This is a genomic window from Actinomadura formosensis (genome assembly GCF_050948385.1).
Lineage (GTDB): Bacteria > Actinomycetota > Actinomycetes > Streptosporangiales > Streptosporangiaceae > Spirillospora > Spirillospora formosensis.
Window position 1 is genome coordinate 6559196 of record NZ_CP192011.1, and the last position, 15762, is coordinate 6574957.

Annotated in this window: 18 protein-coding genes and 1 tRNA gene; 2 read left to right on the forward strand and 17 right to left on the reverse strand. The window is 70.5% G+C overall.

Translation table 11 applies throughout. The features are described from left to right. Positions 1–227: 227 nt before the first annotated feature. The 10 genes from rplL to ACQP1N_RS30655 all read right to left on the reverse strand — a co-directional run bounded on the left by rplL (position 228) and on the right by ACQP1N_RS30655 (position 7588). Complete coding sequence (rplL, locus tag ACQP1N_RS30610; RefSeq protein ID WP_067794782.1) at positions 228–620, reverse strand: 50S ribosomal protein L7/L12; 393 nt, start codon at positions 618–620, stop codon at positions 228–230. Between the two features lie 54 nt (positions 621–674). Next, the gene (rplJ, locus tag ACQP1N_RS30615; RefSeq protein ID WP_067794785.1) at positions 675–1226 is read right to left on the reverse strand and encodes a 50S ribosomal protein L10; all 552 of its coding nucleotides are present in this window, start codon (positions 1224–1226) and stop codon (positions 675–677) included. A gap of 377 nt (positions 1227–1603) precedes the next feature. Then, on the reverse strand, positions 1604–2491 hold the full coding sequence (locus tag ACQP1N_RS30620; RefSeq protein ID WP_067794789.1) for an LppX_LprAFG lipoprotein: 888 nt from the start codon (positions 2489–2491) through the stop codon (positions 1604–1606). A gap of 109 nt (positions 2492–2600) precedes the next feature. Beyond that, entirely contained in the window at positions 2601–3452 is an 852-nt protein-coding gene (locus ACQP1N_RS30625) for a hypothetical protein (RefSeq protein ID WP_433227804.1), read from the reverse strand. A 163-nt stretch (positions 3453–3615) separates the two neighbouring features. Next, on the reverse strand, positions 3616–4488 hold the full coding sequence (locus tag ACQP1N_RS30630; RefSeq protein WP_433227805.1) for a hypothetical protein: 873 nt from the start codon (positions 4486–4488) through the stop codon (positions 3616–3618). A 173-nt stretch (positions 4489–4661) separates the two neighbouring features. Continuing rightward, positions 4662–5378, reverse strand: a complete 717-nt coding sequence (gene rplA / locus ACQP1N_RS30635; protein ID WP_067794798.1) for a 50S ribosomal protein L1 — start codon at positions 5376–5378, stop codon at positions 4662–4664. A gap of 59 nt (positions 5379–5437) precedes the next feature. Beyond that, positions 5438–5869 carry a 50S ribosomal protein L11 gene (rplK, locus tag ACQP1N_RS30640; protein ID WP_067794801.1) on the reverse strand — a complete coding sequence of 144 codons (432 nt, stop codon included), beginning with the start codon at positions 5867–5869 and terminating at the stop codon, positions 5438–5440. A gap of 346 nt (positions 5870–6215) precedes the next feature. Next, positions 6216–7055, reverse strand: coding sequence for a transcription termination/antitermination protein NusG (gene nusG / locus ACQP1N_RS30645; protein WP_433227806.1), 840 nt, complete (start codon positions 7053–7055; stop codon positions 6216–6218). A gap of 83 nt (positions 7056–7138) precedes the next feature. Continuing rightward, a complete protein-coding gene (secE, locus tag ACQP1N_RS30650) occupies positions 7139–7393 on the reverse strand; it encodes a preprotein translocase subunit SecE (protein WP_067794807.1) in 255 nt (84 codons plus the stop codon). A gap of 122 nt (positions 7394–7515) precedes the next feature. Next, a tRNA-Trp gene (locus ACQP1N_RS30655) sits at positions 7516–7588 on the reverse strand. Between the two features lie 256 nt (positions 7589–7844). Here ACQP1N_RS30655 and ACQP1N_RS30660 point away from each other — a divergent pair. Then, positions 7845–9056: a pyridoxal phosphate-dependent aminotransferase gene (locus tag ACQP1N_RS30660; protein WP_067794810.1), complete on the forward strand. Its 1212-nt coding sequence runs from the start codon at positions 7845–7847 to the stop codon at positions 9054–9056. 70 nt (positions 9057–9126) lie between these two features. Here the strand turns inward: ACQP1N_RS30660 and ACQP1N_RS30665 are convergent, their stop codons facing one another. The 3 genes from ACQP1N_RS30665 to ACQP1N_RS30675 form a co-directional block, all read right to left on the reverse strand. After that, positions 9127–9879 (reverse strand): hypothetical protein, encoded by a 753-nt coding sequence (locus tag ACQP1N_RS30665; protein WP_067794811.1) that lies wholly within the window; start codon positions 9877–9879, stop codon positions 9127–9129. A 3-nt stretch (positions 9880–9882) separates the two neighbouring features. Next, complete coding sequence (locus tag ACQP1N_RS30670; RefSeq protein WP_067794814.1) at positions 9883–10392, reverse strand: SigE family RNA polymerase sigma factor; 510 nt, start codon at positions 10390–10392, stop codon at positions 9883–9885. Positions 10393–10481: 89 nt separating this feature from the next. After that, positions 10482–11417, reverse strand: a complete 936-nt coding sequence (locus ACQP1N_RS30675; protein WP_067794817.1) for a hypothetical protein — start codon at positions 11415–11417, stop codon at positions 10482–10484. Positions 11418–11687: 270 nt separating this feature from the next. Here ACQP1N_RS30675 and ACQP1N_RS30680 point away from each other — a divergent pair, with 270 nt between their 5' ends. Further along, on the forward strand, positions 11688–12743 hold the full coding sequence (locus ACQP1N_RS30680; RefSeq protein ID WP_433232871.1) for an adenosine deaminase: 1056 nt from the start codon (positions 11688–11690) through the stop codon (positions 12741–12743). A 39-nt stretch (positions 12744–12782) separates the two neighbouring features. Here the strand turns inward: ACQP1N_RS30680 and ACQP1N_RS30685 are convergent, their stop codons facing one another. The 4 genes from ACQP1N_RS30685 to ACQP1N_RS30700 all read right to left on the reverse strand — a co-directional run bounded on the left by ACQP1N_RS30685 (position 12783) and on the right by ACQP1N_RS30700 (position 15571). Continuing rightward, entirely contained in the window at positions 12783–13364 is a 582-nt protein-coding gene (locus ACQP1N_RS30685) for a TMEM165/GDT1 family protein (RefSeq protein WP_067794823.1), read from the reverse strand. 198 nt (positions 13365–13562) lie between these two features. Beyond that, complete coding sequence (locus ACQP1N_RS30690) at positions 13563–14630, reverse strand: UDP-N-acetylmuramate dehydrogenase (protein ID WP_433227807.1); 1068 nt, start codon at positions 14628–14630, stop codon at positions 13563–13565. Between the two features lie 78 nt (positions 14631–14708). Next, positions 14709–15134 carry a MaoC/PaaZ C-terminal domain-containing protein gene (locus tag ACQP1N_RS30695; protein WP_433227808.1) on the reverse strand — a complete coding sequence of 142 codons (426 nt, stop codon included), beginning with the start codon at positions 15132–15134 and terminating at the stop codon, positions 14709–14711. Continuing rightward, complete coding sequence (locus ACQP1N_RS30700) at positions 15134–15571, reverse strand: MaoC family dehydratase N-terminal domain-containing protein (protein WP_067794831.1); 438 nt, start codon at positions 15569–15571, stop codon at positions 15134–15136. The genes ACQP1N_RS30695 and ACQP1N_RS30700 overlap by 1 nt, the downstream gene beginning before the upstream one ends. Positions 15572–15762: the final 191 nt, after the last annotated feature.

Here is a 15762-nt window from a genome sequence, read left to right on the forward strand (position 1 = left end):
GCCTGATGTGACCACAGCGTCAGAACGGGACGGTACGCGGCCCGCAGATGACCACACAACCCGTCGGCGGCACACGCTTTCACGCGGACCTTTATCACTCCGGCACAGGAAACGAAGGCCCCGGAACGCGAAGGAGGCGGCCACCCCCGAAGGGGTGACCGCCTCCGCGCAGAGCGGTGGAGCCACAGGCTCCGCGACTCTGGAGCTTGAAGAGCTCTGGAGCGTCCTTACTTGACGGTGACCGACGCGCCGGCCTTCTCCAGGGCCTCCTTGGCCTTGTCGGCCGTCTCCTTGTTGACCTTCTCCAGCAGCGGCTTCGGCGCGCCGTCGACCAGGTCCTTGGCCTCCTTGAGGCCGAGGCTCGTCAGGGCGCGAACCTCCTTGATGACCTGGATCTTCTTGTCGCCGGCGCCCTCAAGGATGACGTCGAACTCGTCCTGCGCGGCGGCCTCCTCGGCGGCCGGGGCGCCCGGCCCGCCCGGGACGGCGGCCACGGCCGCGACCGGCGCGGCGGCCTTGACGTCGAAGACCTCTTCGAACTGCTTCACGAACTCGGAGAGCTCGAGAAGGGTCATCTCCTTGAAAGCGTCGAGCAGGTCGTCGGTGCTGAGCTTCGCCATGATGTTTCCTCCGCTATGGCTTGTGATCTGGGGTGTGGGGAACCGCGGGTGTGCCTACTCGGCGGCGGGTGCCTCGGCGGTCTCGCCGGCGTCCTCGCGCTTGGCGCGCAGCGCCTCGGCGAGCTGGGCCGCCTGCGTCGGCAGGGCGTTGAACAGCGCGGCGGCGTTCGCCATCGAGCCCTTCATCGCACCGGCCAGCTTCGCGAGGAGCACCTCGCGCGACTCGAGGTCCGCGAGCTTGGCGACCTCGGCCGCGTCCATCGACTGACCGTCGATGAACCCGCCCTTGATCACCAGCATCGGGTTCGCCTTGGCGAAGTCACGCAGGCCCTTGGCTGCCTCGACCACGTCGCCGCGCACGAACGCGATGGCCGACGGGCCTTCGAGCAGGTCACGGAACTGCTCGTCGATACCGGCCTCGTTCGCCGCGCGCTTGGTCAGCGTGTTCTTCACCACGCGGAACCGCGCGTTCTCGCCGAGGTTGTCGCGCAGTTCCTTGACCTGCGCGACGGTCAGCCCGCGGTACTCGGTCAGCACGGCGCCGCTGGAGCTCTCGAACTCGCTCTTGAGCTCGGCGATCGCCGTGTCCTTGTGGGCCTTGGCCATAGCCCTCCTTCCGATTACCTGGGTGGTCCGATCCGCGTCCGTCCTCCCGAGGGGACAGGACGCCGATCCACCAAAAAACGCCCCGGCGCAGGCGCACGGGGCGTCCAGGCACGGCGCGGAGGCCATGCGGGGAAGCTCTCGTCTCACCTACGCAGGCCGCCCGAACGGAGTCGGGTCCTTCGGTCACCTCATGGAGGTGACGACCGGCGGTCTTCGGCATGGAACAGGATACGCGTGTCCTCGATCAGGGCCAAATCGGGGGGACGGCGGAGGGACCGCGGCCCGTGCGGGCCGCGGTCCCCCGGTGGTTCGGTGACTCGGTGGTTCGGTGGTTCGGTGGTTCGGTGGTTCGGTGGTTCGGTGGTTCGCCGTGCGGGTCAGGCGCCGGCGCCGGGAAGCCCGCCACCGCCGAGCCCGCTCATGAGCTGGCCGAAGTCGGTGACCTGGCTCGCCGGAGGCTCGACGATCTGCACCGGCTTGCCGTAGTCCCGGTACTTCATCGTCATGGTCATCGCGCCCTGGGACGTCTGGTTCGACTTCATCGTCATCTTGCGCGGCAGCTGCTGCCCGTCCACCCACAGGTCGAAGTGCATGTTCTGCATCCCGGTCGTGGCGAGGCTCTTGCGGTAGGCCTCCTGCATCTCCGGAGAGAGCTTCGCTATCGCGTCCTCCATCTGGTAGGTGCCGGTGTAGTGGGTCGTCTCGACGCCGTCCACCGACTCCTTGCCGACCTCACGCACGTCCTTGGACGCCGTCAGCATCTTCGTGTTCTGGATCGGGTCCATCTGGCGCGACTGCTGCAGCAGCTCGTCGATGTTCATGCCGGACTTCTTGCCCAGCTCGTCCAGCGAGATCTTGATCCACGGCTTCGCGCTGGAGCCGCCGCCGAGCGCGCTCAACATCGCCATCTTCATGTACATGTTCCGGCCGACGAGCCGCTGCTCCATGCCGCCCATCGACTTGCCCCCGACCGTCATCTGGGCGAAGTTCATGCTGTAGGCGAGGTCGGGCTTCGTCCGGTACTGCATGGTGCCGTTCATCGACACGTCGCCCTCGGCCGAGCCCGCCATCTGCAGCGACATGTCGGCCTTGAACGCGTCGGTCTGGCCGGTCTTCTCCGCGGCCTTGCCGAGCACCTGCGCGGCCGTCAGCTTGATGTTCTTGCCGGCCTCGTCCACCTTGCTGCCGGCGTCCCCGAGACAGCCGGTCAGCGAGAGGGCGAGGCCGGTGGCCAGCGCCGTGCCGGCGGCGAAACGACGGATCATCGTGGGGGTTCTCCTTGGTCTGCTTGGTCGCCCGGGCGCACGGGCCGAACGGTAGATCAGACGCGGGAGACACCGTCGCGGTTCACCCGGCCCCGCGTGAGGCCCTCGATCAGTTCCCGCCCGGGAAGGACCCGATCGACAGCTTCCCCACCTGGTCGGACGGCGGCGGGTTCACGCGGAACGACTTACCGTAGTCGCTGTACAGGACGGTCACCGTGCCGTTCTCGCCCCGCACGCCGGTCGCCTTCGAGACGAGCTTGCGCGGCAGGTTGTCGCCGTCCGTCCACAGATCGAAGTTGATCTTGCCGTTGGCGCGGTCCTTCGGCAGCCACCTGCCGACCTTCTCGCGCGCCTGCGGGTCGAGCCGCCGCAGCGCGTCGTCGACGGTCACCGTCCCGGCGTAGTGCGTCGTCTTCACGCCGTCGATCGTCTCGGTGCCGACCCGGCGTGCGTCCTTGGAGCCGGTGAACATCTTCGTCTGCTCGGCCGGATCCACCTTCTGCACCTGGTCGACCAGGCTCCGCACGTCGAACCCGGTCCGCTGCGCGACCTGGTTCACGTCGATCCTCACCCACGGCTTGCCGTCGCTGACGAACCGGGCGAGCTGCGGGACCTTCGCGTACAGGACGTCGCCGGTGTAGATCGCCTGCCCCTTGGCACCCGGCACGTTCTGCCCGTTGTGGCTGAACTCGTCCAGCCTCGCGGTGAACGTCAGCTCCGGACGCAGCCGGAACTGCCCGGTGGCGTGGACCTTCCCGGCGCCGTTCCCGGTGCCGGTCACGGTCAGGTCGGCCTTGAACGTGTCGGCCTGCCCCGTCTTCTGCGACGTCTTCAGCAGCGCCTCACCGGCGCTGAGCTTCATGTTGTCCGTGTTCGCCGACCCGTCCCCGTTGCATCCGGACAGGACGAGCGCGGCCCCCACGGCGGTGCCGCCGGCCGCCACCACGAGTCGTCGGTTCATGAGAGTCGAGCCTCCCTTGTCGTCCTTCTGGTGTTCCCAGTGTCCCGGGATGGCAACAGCTCGACATCCCCCGGTGGTACGAACGACTCTCCAAGCGGTACGACCAACGGCGTAGCCCGCGACCGGCCCTACGGCAGGGCACGGAACGCGCGAGAAGGCCGCGTCAGCGGTAGGAGCCGAAGGCCATCGACCCGTTGAAGGACGCGCCGGGCCCCTGCGCGTTCAGCACGATCGACGTCGGGCGGGCCCTGCTGTCGGCCCACAGGTCGAGCCCGCAGCCGGTGCCGTCCGGTACCAGGGGGCGGAACCGGGCCGCCGTCTCCTGCGGAAGCAGCGCGTACACGCTGCCCATCAGCGCCTGCGCCGTGAAGTTCGTCCGGCCGGACGCGTCCGGCTCGCTCGCGGTCATCCCGGGCAGCGTCCCGATCATGAAGGTGAACTGCCGGGGGTCGGACTCGTTCTGCAGCCTGCCCAGCTGCGCCGCGGTGAGCGTGGACGTCGTCCACTTCGTCCCGTCGTAGCCCCTGAGCGTGTTCCCGCTCACGATCACCTTCTTGGTGACCTTGCTCAGCTCGCCGCTCTGCATCGTCTGCGTGACACCGGTCGCGCTCATCGCGAACTTCGGCCACAGGGTGAACGAGGCCGTCTCCGTGGCGTGCTGATAGTCGCCGCCCGACCCGATCGTCACCTTCATGTCCGTCTTGCGGGTGAAGGAGTGCAGGCTGGGGCCGGGCTGAGGCGGGGCCGTGGGCAGCCCGTGCGCGCCACCGCCGTTCCCCGTGCCGGGGGCGCCCGAGCCGGGGCCGTTGCCGGGGCTCGCGCCCGGTGCCGCGGACGCGCCCGGGGAGACCGTCCCGGACGCCGTCCCGTTCGGGTTCGTCCGGTCCCGCTGGGCCATGGCCGCGGCCGGCGGCATCGACCCGGCGTCCTTGGCGGAATCACCGCCGACCTTGACCACCATCAGGATCACCGTGGGCACGACGGCCACCGCGGTCACGGCGGAAATGGCGATGGCCCGGTCGGTTCGACGCTTCACGACGGCAATTCAACACCAGGTTCCCCGCGGGTAACAAAACAATCGTGCGACGAATTGTCCGGTTGCGGACGCGACCCGATGTATCCACCCGGTAGAACGCGGAAACGCGACAGGGCGCCCCCGGGTGGGGACGCCCTGTCGTGACGGTCGCCGCTACCGGCGAGCCGATGCGATCAAGCGGTTTCGAACTCCGCGGTCAGGTTGCGGACCGCGTTCGGGTCCACCGGGATGCTCGGGCCCATCGAGGTCGTCAGGGACGCCTTCTTGACGTACCGGCCCTTCGCCGCGGACGGCTTGAGCCGCTGGATCTCCTCGATCGCCGCCGCGTAGTTCTCCACCAGCCGGCGCTCGTCGAAGGACGCCTTGCCGATGATGAAGTGCAGGTTCGCGTGCCGGTCGACCCGGAACTCGATCTTGCCGCCCTTGATGTCGGACACGGCCTTCGCCACGTCCATGGTGACCGTGCCGGTCTTCGGGTTCGGCATCAGGCCGCGCGGGCCCAGCACCCGGCCGAGCCGTCCGACCTTGCCCATCTGGTCCGGCGTGGCGACCACCGCGTCGAAGTCCAGGAAACCGCCCTGGATCCGCTCGATCAGGTCGTCGGAGCCGACCAGGTCGGCGCCCGCCGACTCCGCCTCCTGCGCCTTCGCGCCGACCGCGAAGACCAGCACGCGGGCGGTCTTACCGGTGCCGTGCGGCAGGTTGACGGTGCCGCGCACCATCTGGTCGGCCTTGCGCGGGTCGACGCCCAGCCGCAGCGCGACCTCGACGGTCGCGTCGAACTTGGTGACCGCGGTCTCCTTGGCCAGCTTCACGGCCTCGGCCGGGCTGTACAGCCGCTCCCGGTCGATCTTCTCCGCGGCGGCGCGGTAGCCCTTGCTGCGCTTCATGCTCGTTCCTCCAATGGAACTCGTGGTACGGGCCGGCGCCGGCCCTCCCACCGGGTGACTTACTTGACGTCGATCCCCATCGACCGCGCGGTGCCGGCGACGATCTTCTCGGCGGCGTCCAGGTCCTTGGCGTTGAGGTCGGGCATCTTGGTCGTGGCGATCTCGCGGATCTGGTCACGGGTGACCGAGCCGACCTTGGTCTTGTGCGGCTCGCCGCTGCCCTTCTCCACGCCCGCGGCCTTCAGGATGAGCTGCGCGGCCGGCGGGGTCTTGGTGACGAAGGTGAACGACCGGTCCTCGTAGATGGTGATCTCTACGGGGATGACGTTGCCGCGCTGGGACTCCGTGGCAGCGTTGTACTGCTTGCAGAAGTCCATGATGTTGACGCCGTGCGGACCGAGCGCGGTACCGACCGGCGGCGCCGGAGTGGCCGCACCGGCCTGGAGCTGGACCTTCACCAACGCGGCGATTTTCTTCTTCTTGGGAGGCATGCCTCTCCCTCTGTGTTCCGTTTCGCTGTGGTCCCGACTCCCGGACACCGGGCAACACGGCGGGCGGAACTAGACCGCCGCGTTGGGACCTTGGTCGACCCCGCAGCCCCGCGTGCGCGGGGAGCACAGCCGCACCTTTACGAGGGCGGCCACGTTTCTGGGGGGTCATCCCCGCGGGAGCGGGGCCGATGGGTGCCCGTCCCGCCGGAGACCGGAGGGCGGGAACCCGAACCCGTCCCCGCTGACGCGAGGACGGCCTGTCAAGGATACGGCCTGACCGGAGCGAGCAGGACCGGGCGTCGAGACCGTGTCGGATCTCGGAGACCCGGGCAGATCCCGGAGGCGGTCAGATCTTGGAGACCTGGTTGAAGGACAGCTCGACCGGCGTCTCCCTGCCAAAGATCGAGACCAGGACCTTGAGCTTCTGCTGCTCGGCGTTGATCTCGTTGACGGTGGCGGGGAGGGTGGCGAACGGGCCGTCCATGACAGTGACGGACTCGCCGACCTCGTAGTCCACGGTGGCCGGGGCCTTCGCCTGCTCCTTGGCGGTCTTGGCGACGCCCTCCTCGGGCGCGGGGGCCAGCAGGCTGGCGACCTCGTCCAGGCTCAGCGGGGACGGCTTGTTCAGCAGGCCGACGAACCCGGTGACGCCCGGCGTGTTGCGGACGGCGGCCCACGACTCGTCGGTCAGCTCCATGCGGACGAGGATGTAGCCCGGCAGGACCTTCTCGTTGACCTTCTGGCGCTTGCCGCCCTTGATCTCGGTCACCTCGTGCTGCGGGACCTCGATCTGGAAGATGTAGTCCTCCATGTTGAGGGTCTGCGTCCGGGTCTCGATGTTGGTCTTGACCCGGTTCTCGTAGCCCGCGTACGAGTGGACGACGTACCAGTCGCCCGGCTGGAGCCGGAGCTGCATCTTGAAGTCGGCGTACGGGTCGGCCGGCGGCTCGGGCGCGGCCTCCTCGCCCTCGCCTTCGACGGCCTCCGCCAGCTCGGCGGCGCCTTCGGCGGCGTCCGGCGCGGGACCCTCGCCTTCGAGCTTCGTGTCCGCGGGTTCGGCGTCGCCGGCGGACACGGCCGCCTCGGCCGTCTCCTCGGCGGGCTCCGCCGCCTGGTCTGCCGCAGCAGCCGCAGCGGACTGGGCCTCGTCAACGGCCTCGTCGTAGGGCTGTGAGGGCTCGGACACGGCGACTCTTTCTCTCGGTCTTCGGTGATGGACTTGCAAGGTTACGGCGGGTCTACCGGGTACACGGCCCCGGCCGCGCGACGTCAGCCGAAGATGGCGTAGACGCCCTTCTGCAGCCCGTAGTCGAAACCGGAGACGACCGCGACCATGATCAACACGAACACGAGCGAGACGGTCGTGTAGGTGACGAGCTCCCGCCGCGTGGGCCAGATGACCTTGCGCAGCTCAGCGATGACCTGGCGCACGAAAAGCGAAGGCGACGTCCGCCCGGAAGGGGACTTCTTCCTGCTCTTGCCCTCGTCCTTGGCCTCGGGCTCTTCGCGAGTCTCAGTCGCCATTTGCCGCCGTTCACCTCATAGGTCGTGATCCAACCACCCTGTGGTTGCCGCGCGGTTCCGTACCGCGGAGCGTCACGGCGCCGCCGTGACGCGGCCGGAACGGGTGCGCGCACCGCACCTCGCAGGGCAGGAGGGACTCGAACCCCCAACCGCCGGTTTTGGAGACCGGAGCTCTACCAATTGAGCCACTGCCCTTCGTTCTCCGGCTACGGAGAACACCCGGCCATGGGACCGGGATGGTGCCGGGTCCCAGCTTACGGCCTCATGTCGATGCCCGCGTGCGGACAGGCTCGTATGGCGGGGACACGCCACTTGGAGGGTGAGTCTACGTGGCCGAGGGCCCCGCGTCGAACCGATACCCGGAGATCGTCCTCCGGGCGGCGGCGAATCCCGTCCGACCAGCCCGGATATATGGCTCGGGTCATGGACCGGCGTCTGTAACGATAGAGCCATGAGCACTGACCGTCCTCGCATCTCCAAGCGCATCGCCGCGATATCCGAGTCCGCCACGCTGGCCGTCGACGCCAAGGCCAAGGCGCTGAAGGCGGCGGGCCGCCCGGTCATCGGGTTCGGGGCGGGCGAACCCGACTTCCCGACACCGGACTACATCGTCGAGGCCGCGGTGACCGCCTGCAGGGTGCCGCGCTTCCACAAGTACACGCCGGCGGGCGGGCTGCCCGAGTTGCGCGCCGCCATCGCCGAGAAGACCGAACGCGACTCCGGGTACAAGGTCGAGGCCAATCAGGTCCTCGTGACCAACGGCGGCAAGCAGGCGGTGTACGAGGCGTTCGCGGCGCTGCTGGACCCGGGCGACGAGGTGCTCGTCCCGACCCCGTACTGGACGACCTACCCCGAGTCGATCAAGCTGGCGGGCGGCGTGCCCGTGGACGTCGTCGCCGACGAGACCACCGGCTACCGGGTGAGCGTCGAGCAGCTGGAGGCGGCCCGCACGGACCGGACGAAGGTGCTGCTGTTCGTATCGCCGTCCAACCCGACCGGGGCCGTGTACTCGCGGGACGAGATCGAGGCCATCGGACGCTGGGCGGACGAGCACGGCCTCTGGGTCGTCACCGACGAGATCTATGAGCACCTCGTGTACGGCGACACCGAGTTCCACTCGATGCCGGTGGTGGTGCCGGAGCTGGCCGACCGGACGATCGTCCTGAACGGCGTCGCGAAGACGTACGCGATGACGGGCTGGCGCGTGGGCTGGCTGATCGGCCCGGCGGACGTGGTCAAGGCCGCGCAGAACCTCCAGTCGCACGCGACGTCCAATGTGGCGAACGTGTCCCAGGCCGCCGCGCTCGCCGCGGTGACCGGTGACCTGTCGGCGGTGGCGGAGATGCGGGCGGCGTTCGACCGGCGCCGCAAGACGATGGTGCGGATGCTGAACGAGATCCCGGGCGTGGTCTGCCCCGAACCGGAGGGCGCGTTCTACGCCTACCCGTCGGTGAAGGCGCTGCTGGGCAAGGAGCTGCGCGGCAAGCGTCCGGAGACGTCGGTGGAGCTGGCGTCGCTGATCCTGGAGGAGGCGGAGGTCGCGCTGGTGCCGGGTGAGGCGTTCGGCACGCCGGGCTACTTCCGTCTCTCCTACGCGCTGGGCGACGATGACCTGGTCGAGGGCGTCTCGCGGGTCGCGAAGCTGCTCTCCGAGGCGAGCTGACCCCGCCGACGTACGAACCGGCCCCGGGCGCACGCCGCCCGGGGCCGGTTTCTTTTCCCGTGGTCTCCCCTCAGGGGCGCACGCCCTCGGCGATGCGCATGAGCTGGTCCTTGGGCGCTCCCTTGGCGGTGACGGTGACACCGACCCCGGGCCGCGCCAGCCACGAGATCTGGCGCGCCGAGTCGGGACGGTCGGCGGTCAGCGCGGGCGCCCCCCGCACGGACGTACGGCCTGGGACGCCCGTCGTCTTCATGAGGTCGGCGGGGCCGGTGAGCCCGCCGCTCTTCACCAGAGCGATCTCCACCCAGCCGGTCTTGCCGCGCCACTGGCAGGTCGTGGTCTTGCGGCCGGCGTCCTCGGTCACGGCGCAGGGGCCGGTGGAGGCAAGAGCGTCCGGGATGTAGGTGATCCAGCGCGGCAGCCGTCCGGTCACGTCGCCCACGCCGGGCCTGTCCGGTCCCGTCCCCCCGCCGGAGGAGGGACGCGTGGCCGGTCTCGGCGAGGCACCCGCCTCGGTCCTCCCCTTGGACGGCGAGGACACGGGGACATCGGGGGCGGGAGACCGCTCCGGTGGCCGGTGCGCCGAGACGGTGTTCGTGGGACGTGGCGTCTCGGCGTTCCCGGCCGGCGTGGCCTGGAACGACTGGTAGGTGGGCACGAGGGCGAGCGCGGCGACCGATGCGGCCGCGACGCCCGCGGCGGCGCGGATCCGGGCCGCCCGGCGGCGGTGCCGCCGCTTGACGTCCGCGGCGAGCGAGGGGGACGCGGTCGCCGCGGCCACCTGCTCGGCCATGGCCTTCCGCAGTTCACTCTCCAGGTCCATCGCTCATCTCCCCAGTGGCGCCAGGTTCGTGTCGAGGCGCTCCCGGAGCCTGGCGAGCCCCCGGGACGCCTGGCTCTTGACCGTTCCGACCGAACAGCCGAGCGCCTGCGCCGTCTCCGCCTCCGAGAGGTCCTCCCAGAACCTCAGGACCAGTACCGCACGCTGCCGCGGGCCGAGCTTGCGCAGCTCGTCCATGAGCGTCCCCCTCAGCTCGACGGCGTGGTTCGGTGAGGCGGCCGGTGTCTCCGGGAGTCGCGCCATATGAATCTCCCGGAGCACCTTCCACCGGCGGGCGCGGCTGATGATGAGGTTGACCAGGATCCGGCGGACGTACGGTTCCGGATCGCTGCCCGCCTCCAGCCGCCCCCAATGGCGGTAAGCCTTCTCAAGCGCGGTCTGCAGGATGTCCTCGGCGTCCTGCCGGGCCCCGCACATCAACGACGCGGTGCGCAGCAGGGCATCGCCGCGTGCCGCCACGAACTCCACGAACGACTCGTCGTCTCGACGCCCCACTGTGCTCCGTCCCGGCTAGTGCGGTTCCGGTCGATGTCACCGAGAGCAGGCGGCCCCCGCGCCAGGGCCGCCCGCTCGCGCCTGTGGTGTTACCGCGCCTGCCCCAGCGCGGTCGCCACGTCCCGCAGCCCGCCGGCGAGGACGGGGCTGCCGTTGACGAACAGCGAGTAGCCGTTCGGGTCGAACAGCAGCACCCCGTTGCCGTTCGGGGCCCGCCAGCCGGCGAAGCCCGCCACGGTGACCGGGCTGCCGCCCTCGGGCAGCCGCAGCGCCTGCCGGAGCTGATTCTGGGTCATGCCGGCGGGCGTCTTCAGCGTTTCGACGGTGAGCCACTGGCCGGCCTTGCCGGTCCACTTCTGCGTGATCGCGCAGATCTTCCGCTTGCGCAGCTCGGCGGAGCCCGAGGCGGCCGAGGTGTAGCGCAGGCCCTTCGGCAGCATGACGGTCTTCTCGACCGTTCCGCCGACCTTGACCGCCGGCATCAGCTTGCTGCAGTCGAGCTTCGGGACGGCGGGCAGGCCGGGCTTGGCGGGGACGGCCGCGGACGGCCTCGGCGCCGGGGCGTCGGTCGGCAGGCCCGGGGCGGTCGGCGCGCAGGCCGGCAGGTGCGCGGGGAGCTGGCCCTTGACGTCCGGGCTCTTGACGCCGGGGGCGTCGACACCCGGGACCTTGGCGCCCGGCACGTCGGTCTCGGGCAGTTCGGTCTTCGGCAGGTTCTTCGTGACCGGGTTCTGCTTGAGGTGCTGCTCGACCTGCTTCTTCACGCCGGTCTTGGGGATGTCGGCCTTGGGCAGGCCGGTCGCGGGGAGCTTGCCCTCGGGCAGGCCGGGCTTCGCCGGGATGCAGGTCGGGAGCGTCTTCGGCGCGGTGTGCCGCAGCTCGCTGGTCGCGGCGGGAGCCTTGGCGCCGTTCGACTGGAGGCCGGCCTCGTGGTGGGTGCCCGTCATCGCCCAGGTCGCGCCGCCGCCGACGGCGACGGTTCCGACGGCGGACGCGGCGATCAAAGCGGCCTTCAGCGTGATCATGGTGTGTGTCCCTTTCTGCCCGGGTCGTTCTCGCGGGGGGTGCCCGTTTCTCTCTGGCGCCCCTCGTATACGCACGGTGCGGACAGGGGGTTGCACGCGGTTCCAAAGTTTTTTTCTGAGGTGCCCATGGGCGGATGGCCGCCGCGTGTCATGCGGGGTAGTCCGGTGTGGTGATCTCGCGGGGACAGGGGTTCGAGACGCCCGCGGATCCGGCAACATTGGCACATGGAGGCCCGTACCGTTTCAGCCCGTCCGGCCCAGGACCACTCCATGCCGGACCACCGGGAGCCCGCCCCCGCCCCGCGCGGCTCCGCCCGCCCGGACGTGGCCAAGCTCCCGAAGGCGCATCTGCACCTGCACTTCACCGGATCGATGCGGCATTCGACGCTCGTGGAACTCGCCGGCGTGCACGGCGTCCACCTGCCGGACGCCCTCGTCGAGGACTGGCCGCCCCGGCTGCACGCGACCGACGAGCGCGGCTGGTTCCGGTTCCAGCGCCTGTACGACATCGCGCGTTCGGTGCTGCAGACGCCGGACGACCTGCGCCGCCTGCTGCGCGAGACGGCCGAGGACGAGGCGGCGGAGGGCTCGGGCTGGCTGGAGATCCAGGTCGATCCGAGCGGCTACATGGCGAAGTTCGGCGGGCTGACCCCGACCGTGGAGCTGATCCTGGACGCGGCGCGGGAGGCGGCGGAGGCGGCCGGCGTCGGCATCGGCGTGGTGATCGCGGCGAACCGGACCCGGCATCCGCTGGACGCCAAGACGCTCGCGCGGGTGGCCGTCCGGTACGCGGGCCGGGGCGTGGTCGGGTTCGGGCTGTCGAACGACGAGCGGCGGGGCCGGGCCTACGACTTCGAGGGGGCGTTCCGGATCGCCAAGCGCGGCGGGCTGCTGTCGAGCCCGCACGGCGGTGAGCTGCTCGGCCCGGCGAGCGTCCGGGAGTGCCTGGACATGCTGGCCGCCGACCGGATCGGGCACGGTGTCCGCGCCGTGGAGGACCCGCGGCTGCTGGCGCGGATCGTCGAGCGGGGCGTGACGCTGGAGGTGTGCCCGGCGTCGAACGTGGGTCTCGGGGTGGCGGCGACGGCATCGGAGGTTCCGGTGCGGCGGCTGTACGAGGAGGGCGCGTCGATCGCGCTGGGCGCGGACGATCCGCTGCTGTTCGGGTCGCGGCTGGCCCGCCAGTACGAGCTGGTCCGCGCCGAGCACGGGTTCTCCGACGTGGAGCTGGCGGAGCTGGCCCGGCAGTCGATCAGGGCGTCGGCCGCCCCCGATGACGTGCGGAAGCGGCTGCTGGCCGGGGTGGACGCCTGGCTCGCGGGCTAGGCGGCGGACGCGGCCGAGCCCGCTCGCTTCCGCGTCCCGTCAGGCGGTGATCCCTTCGACCAGCAGGAGGGCGCCGAAGACGGCGAATCCCGTGGCGGCACCGTACTTGATGACGCGCTCGGGGAGTTTCCGGCCGAGCATCTGGCCGGCGGCGATGGCGAGCGCGTCGGCGGCGACCATGCCGATCGTCGAACCGGCCCACACACCGGCCAGCGCCAGGAGCCCGCCGTGGTCGGCGGCGAGGGTGACGGTGGCGAGCATGGTCTTGTCGCCCAGTTCGGCCAGGAAGAACGCGCCGCCGACGGCGAGGATCGCCGAGCCCTTGGCGCGGCGGGCCTTCGCGCGTTCGTCCTCGTCCAGTTCGTCGCCGCGGAGCGTCCACAGCGCGAAGCCGAGGAACGCGAGCCCGGCGAGGATCGAGATCGGGCCGGTGGGGAGCGCGGCGCCGAGCGCCGCACCGAGGGCGACGCTCGCCAGGTGGACGAGCGCGGTCGCGGCCGTGATGCCGATCAGCACCTGCGCGGCGCGGAAACGGGTGGCGAAGGTCATGGCCATGAGCTGGCTCTTGTCGCCCAGCTCGGCAACGAAGATCACGGCCAGGCTGATGAGGAAGGCGGACACCGGTTCCCTCTCGCTCGGACGCCGGGCGAAGGGCGGGGGTTGAGCACACGCGACCCCGGCCCGGCATGGACTGCCAGGCCGAGGGTCTCGTCCGCCGCGGTGCGCACCGGGCCCGCGCGACCGGGCGCCACCGGCGGCGCCAGTATGTCGATCACGCGATTGGGACTACTCCCCCTCGACGTTTCCGACCCTACCGGATCAGAGCGCGACCCCGACGAGGACGGGCTCGTTGACCAGTTCGACCCCGAACGCGTCGCGGACGCCGGCGCGGACCTCGCGGGCCAGCGCGAGCAAGTCGGCGGTGCTGGCGCCGCCGGGGTTGGTGAGGGCGAGGGTGTGCTTGGTGGAGATGCGGGCGGGGCCGAGAGCGTGGCCCCTGGCGAATCCGGCGCGGTCGATGAGCCAGGCGGCGGACGTCTTGACCCGGTCGCCGGTCTCCGGGTAGCGCGGGAACGTCGCGTCCGGGCCGAGGCGCTCGGCGACGCGGCGCTGGAGTTCGGCGAGCTGCTCGGGGTCGAGGACGGGGTTGGTGAAGAACGATCCGGCGCTGCGGGTGTCGGGGTCGGCGGCGTCCAGGACCATGCCCTTGCCGCGCCGCAGTTCGAGGACGGCGTCGCGGGCCTCTTTCAGCGTGACCCGCTCCCCCGGCCGTACGCCCAGTTTGCGCGCCAGTTCGGCGTAGGCGATGGGCTGCGACTCCTCGGCCTCGTGGAGCGCGTACGTCACGTCCAGGACGACGTACCGGTCGTTGCCCTTGAAGACGCTGTGCCGGTAGGTGAAGCGGCAGGCGGCGCGGTCGAGCGTGACGACGGCCCGGGACTCCCGGTCGTAGGCGCGGACCTCGATGATCGTCTCGCTGACGTCCTGCCCGTAGGCGCCGACGTTCTGGATCGGGGTGGCGCCGACGCGGCCGGGGATGCCGGACAGGCATTCGACGCCGGCGAGACCGTCGGCGACGCAGCGGGCGACGAACGGGTCCCAGTCCTCGCCGGCCTGGGCGCGGACGTGGACGGTGCCGCCCTCGGCGGCGGTGCGTTCGGTGCCGCGGGTGCCGATGTGCACGACGGTGCCGGGGAAGCCGTCGTCGGACACGACCAGGTTGCTGCCGCCGCCGAGCACGAGGACGGGTTCGCCTTCGTCGTCGGCCGCGCGGATCGCGGCGACGAGTTCGGCCTCGGTCGTCGCCTCGACGAACCGCCGGGCGGGGCCGCCCAGCCGCAGTGTGGTGTATCCGGCCAGGTTCACCTCTTCGGCGATCACCGCCACGTCGTCTTCCCTCCCGTACGTGCCCGGCCCCCATGGCGGCATCGGCCGGGACGGCCCCGGCCGATGCGTCGCTCCCGTTCAGGCGAGCTTGACGACCGCCTTCGCGCGCGTGAGGACCTTCTGGTCGTTGGACCTGGCGGTGAGCGCCACGACGACCTTGCTGTCGTCGAGCTTCTCCTCCACCTTGCCGCTGATCTCCAGTGTCGCGCCGCCCTCGTCGGGGACGACGACCGGAGAGGAGAACCGTACCCCGTAGTCCACGACGGCGCCGGGGTCGCCCGCCCAGTCGGTGACGAACCGGCCGCCCTGCGCCATCGTGTACATGCCGTGCGCGATGACGTCGGGGAGGCCGACGGCCTTGGCGACGGACTCGCGCCAGTGGATCGGGTTGAAGTCGCCGGACGCGCCCGCGTACATGACGAGGTCGGCGCGGTCGATCGCGTAGGTCTGCGCGGGGATCTCGGTGCCGACCTCGACGTCGGCGTAGTTCACCTTGGCGGTCATCAGGCACCCCGCTCCACGATCACGTTGTAGGACTTGCAGACCAGTTCGCCCTCGGTCGTCTTGACGTCGGTCTCGATGACCATCTTCTCGTTGTTGCCGATCGACCTGATCTCGGTGATCGTCGCGGTGCAGGTGACGACGTCGCCGGCGCGCAGCGGGCGGGTGTACTCGAAGCGCTGCTCACCGTGCACGACCATCGCGTAGTTCAGCCCGAGTTCGGGGTCGGCGAGACCGGCGTTGCCGAGCGAGACGACGATCGGGAAGGTGGGCGGCGCGATGACGTCGGGGTACCCGGCCGCCTTGGCCGCCTCCTGGTCGCGGTAGATCGGGTTGTGGTCGCCGATCGCGTCCGCGAACTCGCGGATCTTCACCCGGCTGACCTCGTACGGTTCGCTGGGCGGGAAGCTCCGCCCGATGAAATCACGGTTGAGTGCCATGCATTCCGTCCCTCTAGGTCGAACGGGGCATCCATGCCCGGGCGCCCCCTGAGCACATCCTGTCCCGTCTTCGCTCGGACGGTAACAGAACGACGTTCAGCCCGCCCTCGCGGGTCTCAGTGGCGAGGACGGGCTGATCATGTCAGGGCAAGCGTGCGAAGAAGCAGCCGCTTCGGCGGGGCCTGGAGCGA

Coding starts and splice junctions, on each gene's coding strand:
- rplL (WP_067794782.1), bottom strand. CDS start 620: ATGGCGAAGCTCAGCACCGACGACCTGCTCGACGCTTTCAAGGAGATG.
- rplJ (WP_067794785.1), bottom strand. CDS start 1,226: ATGGCCAAGGCCCACAAGGACACGGCGATCGCCGAGCTCAAGAGCGAG.
- ACQP1N_RS30620 (WP_067794789.1), bottom strand. CDS start 2,491: ATGATCCGTCGTTTCGCCGCCGGCACGGCGCTGGCCACCGGCCTCGCC.
- ACQP1N_RS30625 (WP_433227804.1), bottom strand. CDS start 3,452: ATGAACCGACGACTCGTGGTGGCGGCCGGCGGCACCGCCGTGGGGGCC.
- rplA (WP_067794798.1), bottom strand. CDS start 5,378: ATGAAGCGCAGCAAGGGCTACCGCGCCGCCGCGGAGAAGATCGACCGG.
- rplK (WP_067794801.1), bottom strand. CDS start 5,869: ATGCCTCCCAAGAAGAAGAAAATCGCCGCGTTGGTGAAGGTCCAGCTC.
- secE (WP_067794807.1), bottom strand. CDS start 7,393: ATGGCGACTGAGACTCGCGAAGAGCCCGAGGCCAAGGACGAGGGCAAG.
- ACQP1N_RS30660 (WP_067794810.1), top strand. CDS start 7,845: ATGAGCACTGACCGTCCTCGCATCTCCAAGCGCATCGCCGCGATATCC.
- ACQP1N_RS30665 (WP_067794811.1), bottom strand. CDS start 9,879: ATGGACCTGGAGAGTGAACTGCGGAAGGCCATGGCCGAGCAGGTGGCC.
- ACQP1N_RS30675 (WP_067794817.1), bottom strand. CDS start 11,417: ATGATCACGCTGAAGGCCGCTTTGATCGCCGCGTCCGCCGTCGGAACC.
- ACQP1N_RS30680 (WP_433232871.1), top strand. CDS start 11,688: ATGCCGGACCACCGGGAGCCCGCCCCCGCCCCGCGCGGCTCCGCCCGC.
- ACQP1N_RS30695 (WP_433227808.1), bottom strand. CDS start 15,134: ATGACCGCCAAGGTGAACTACGCCGACGTCGAGGTCGGCACCGAGATC.
- ACQP1N_RS30700 (WP_067794831.1), bottom strand. CDS start 15,571: ATGGCACTCAACCGTGATTTCATCGGGCGGAGCTTCCCGCCCAGCGAA.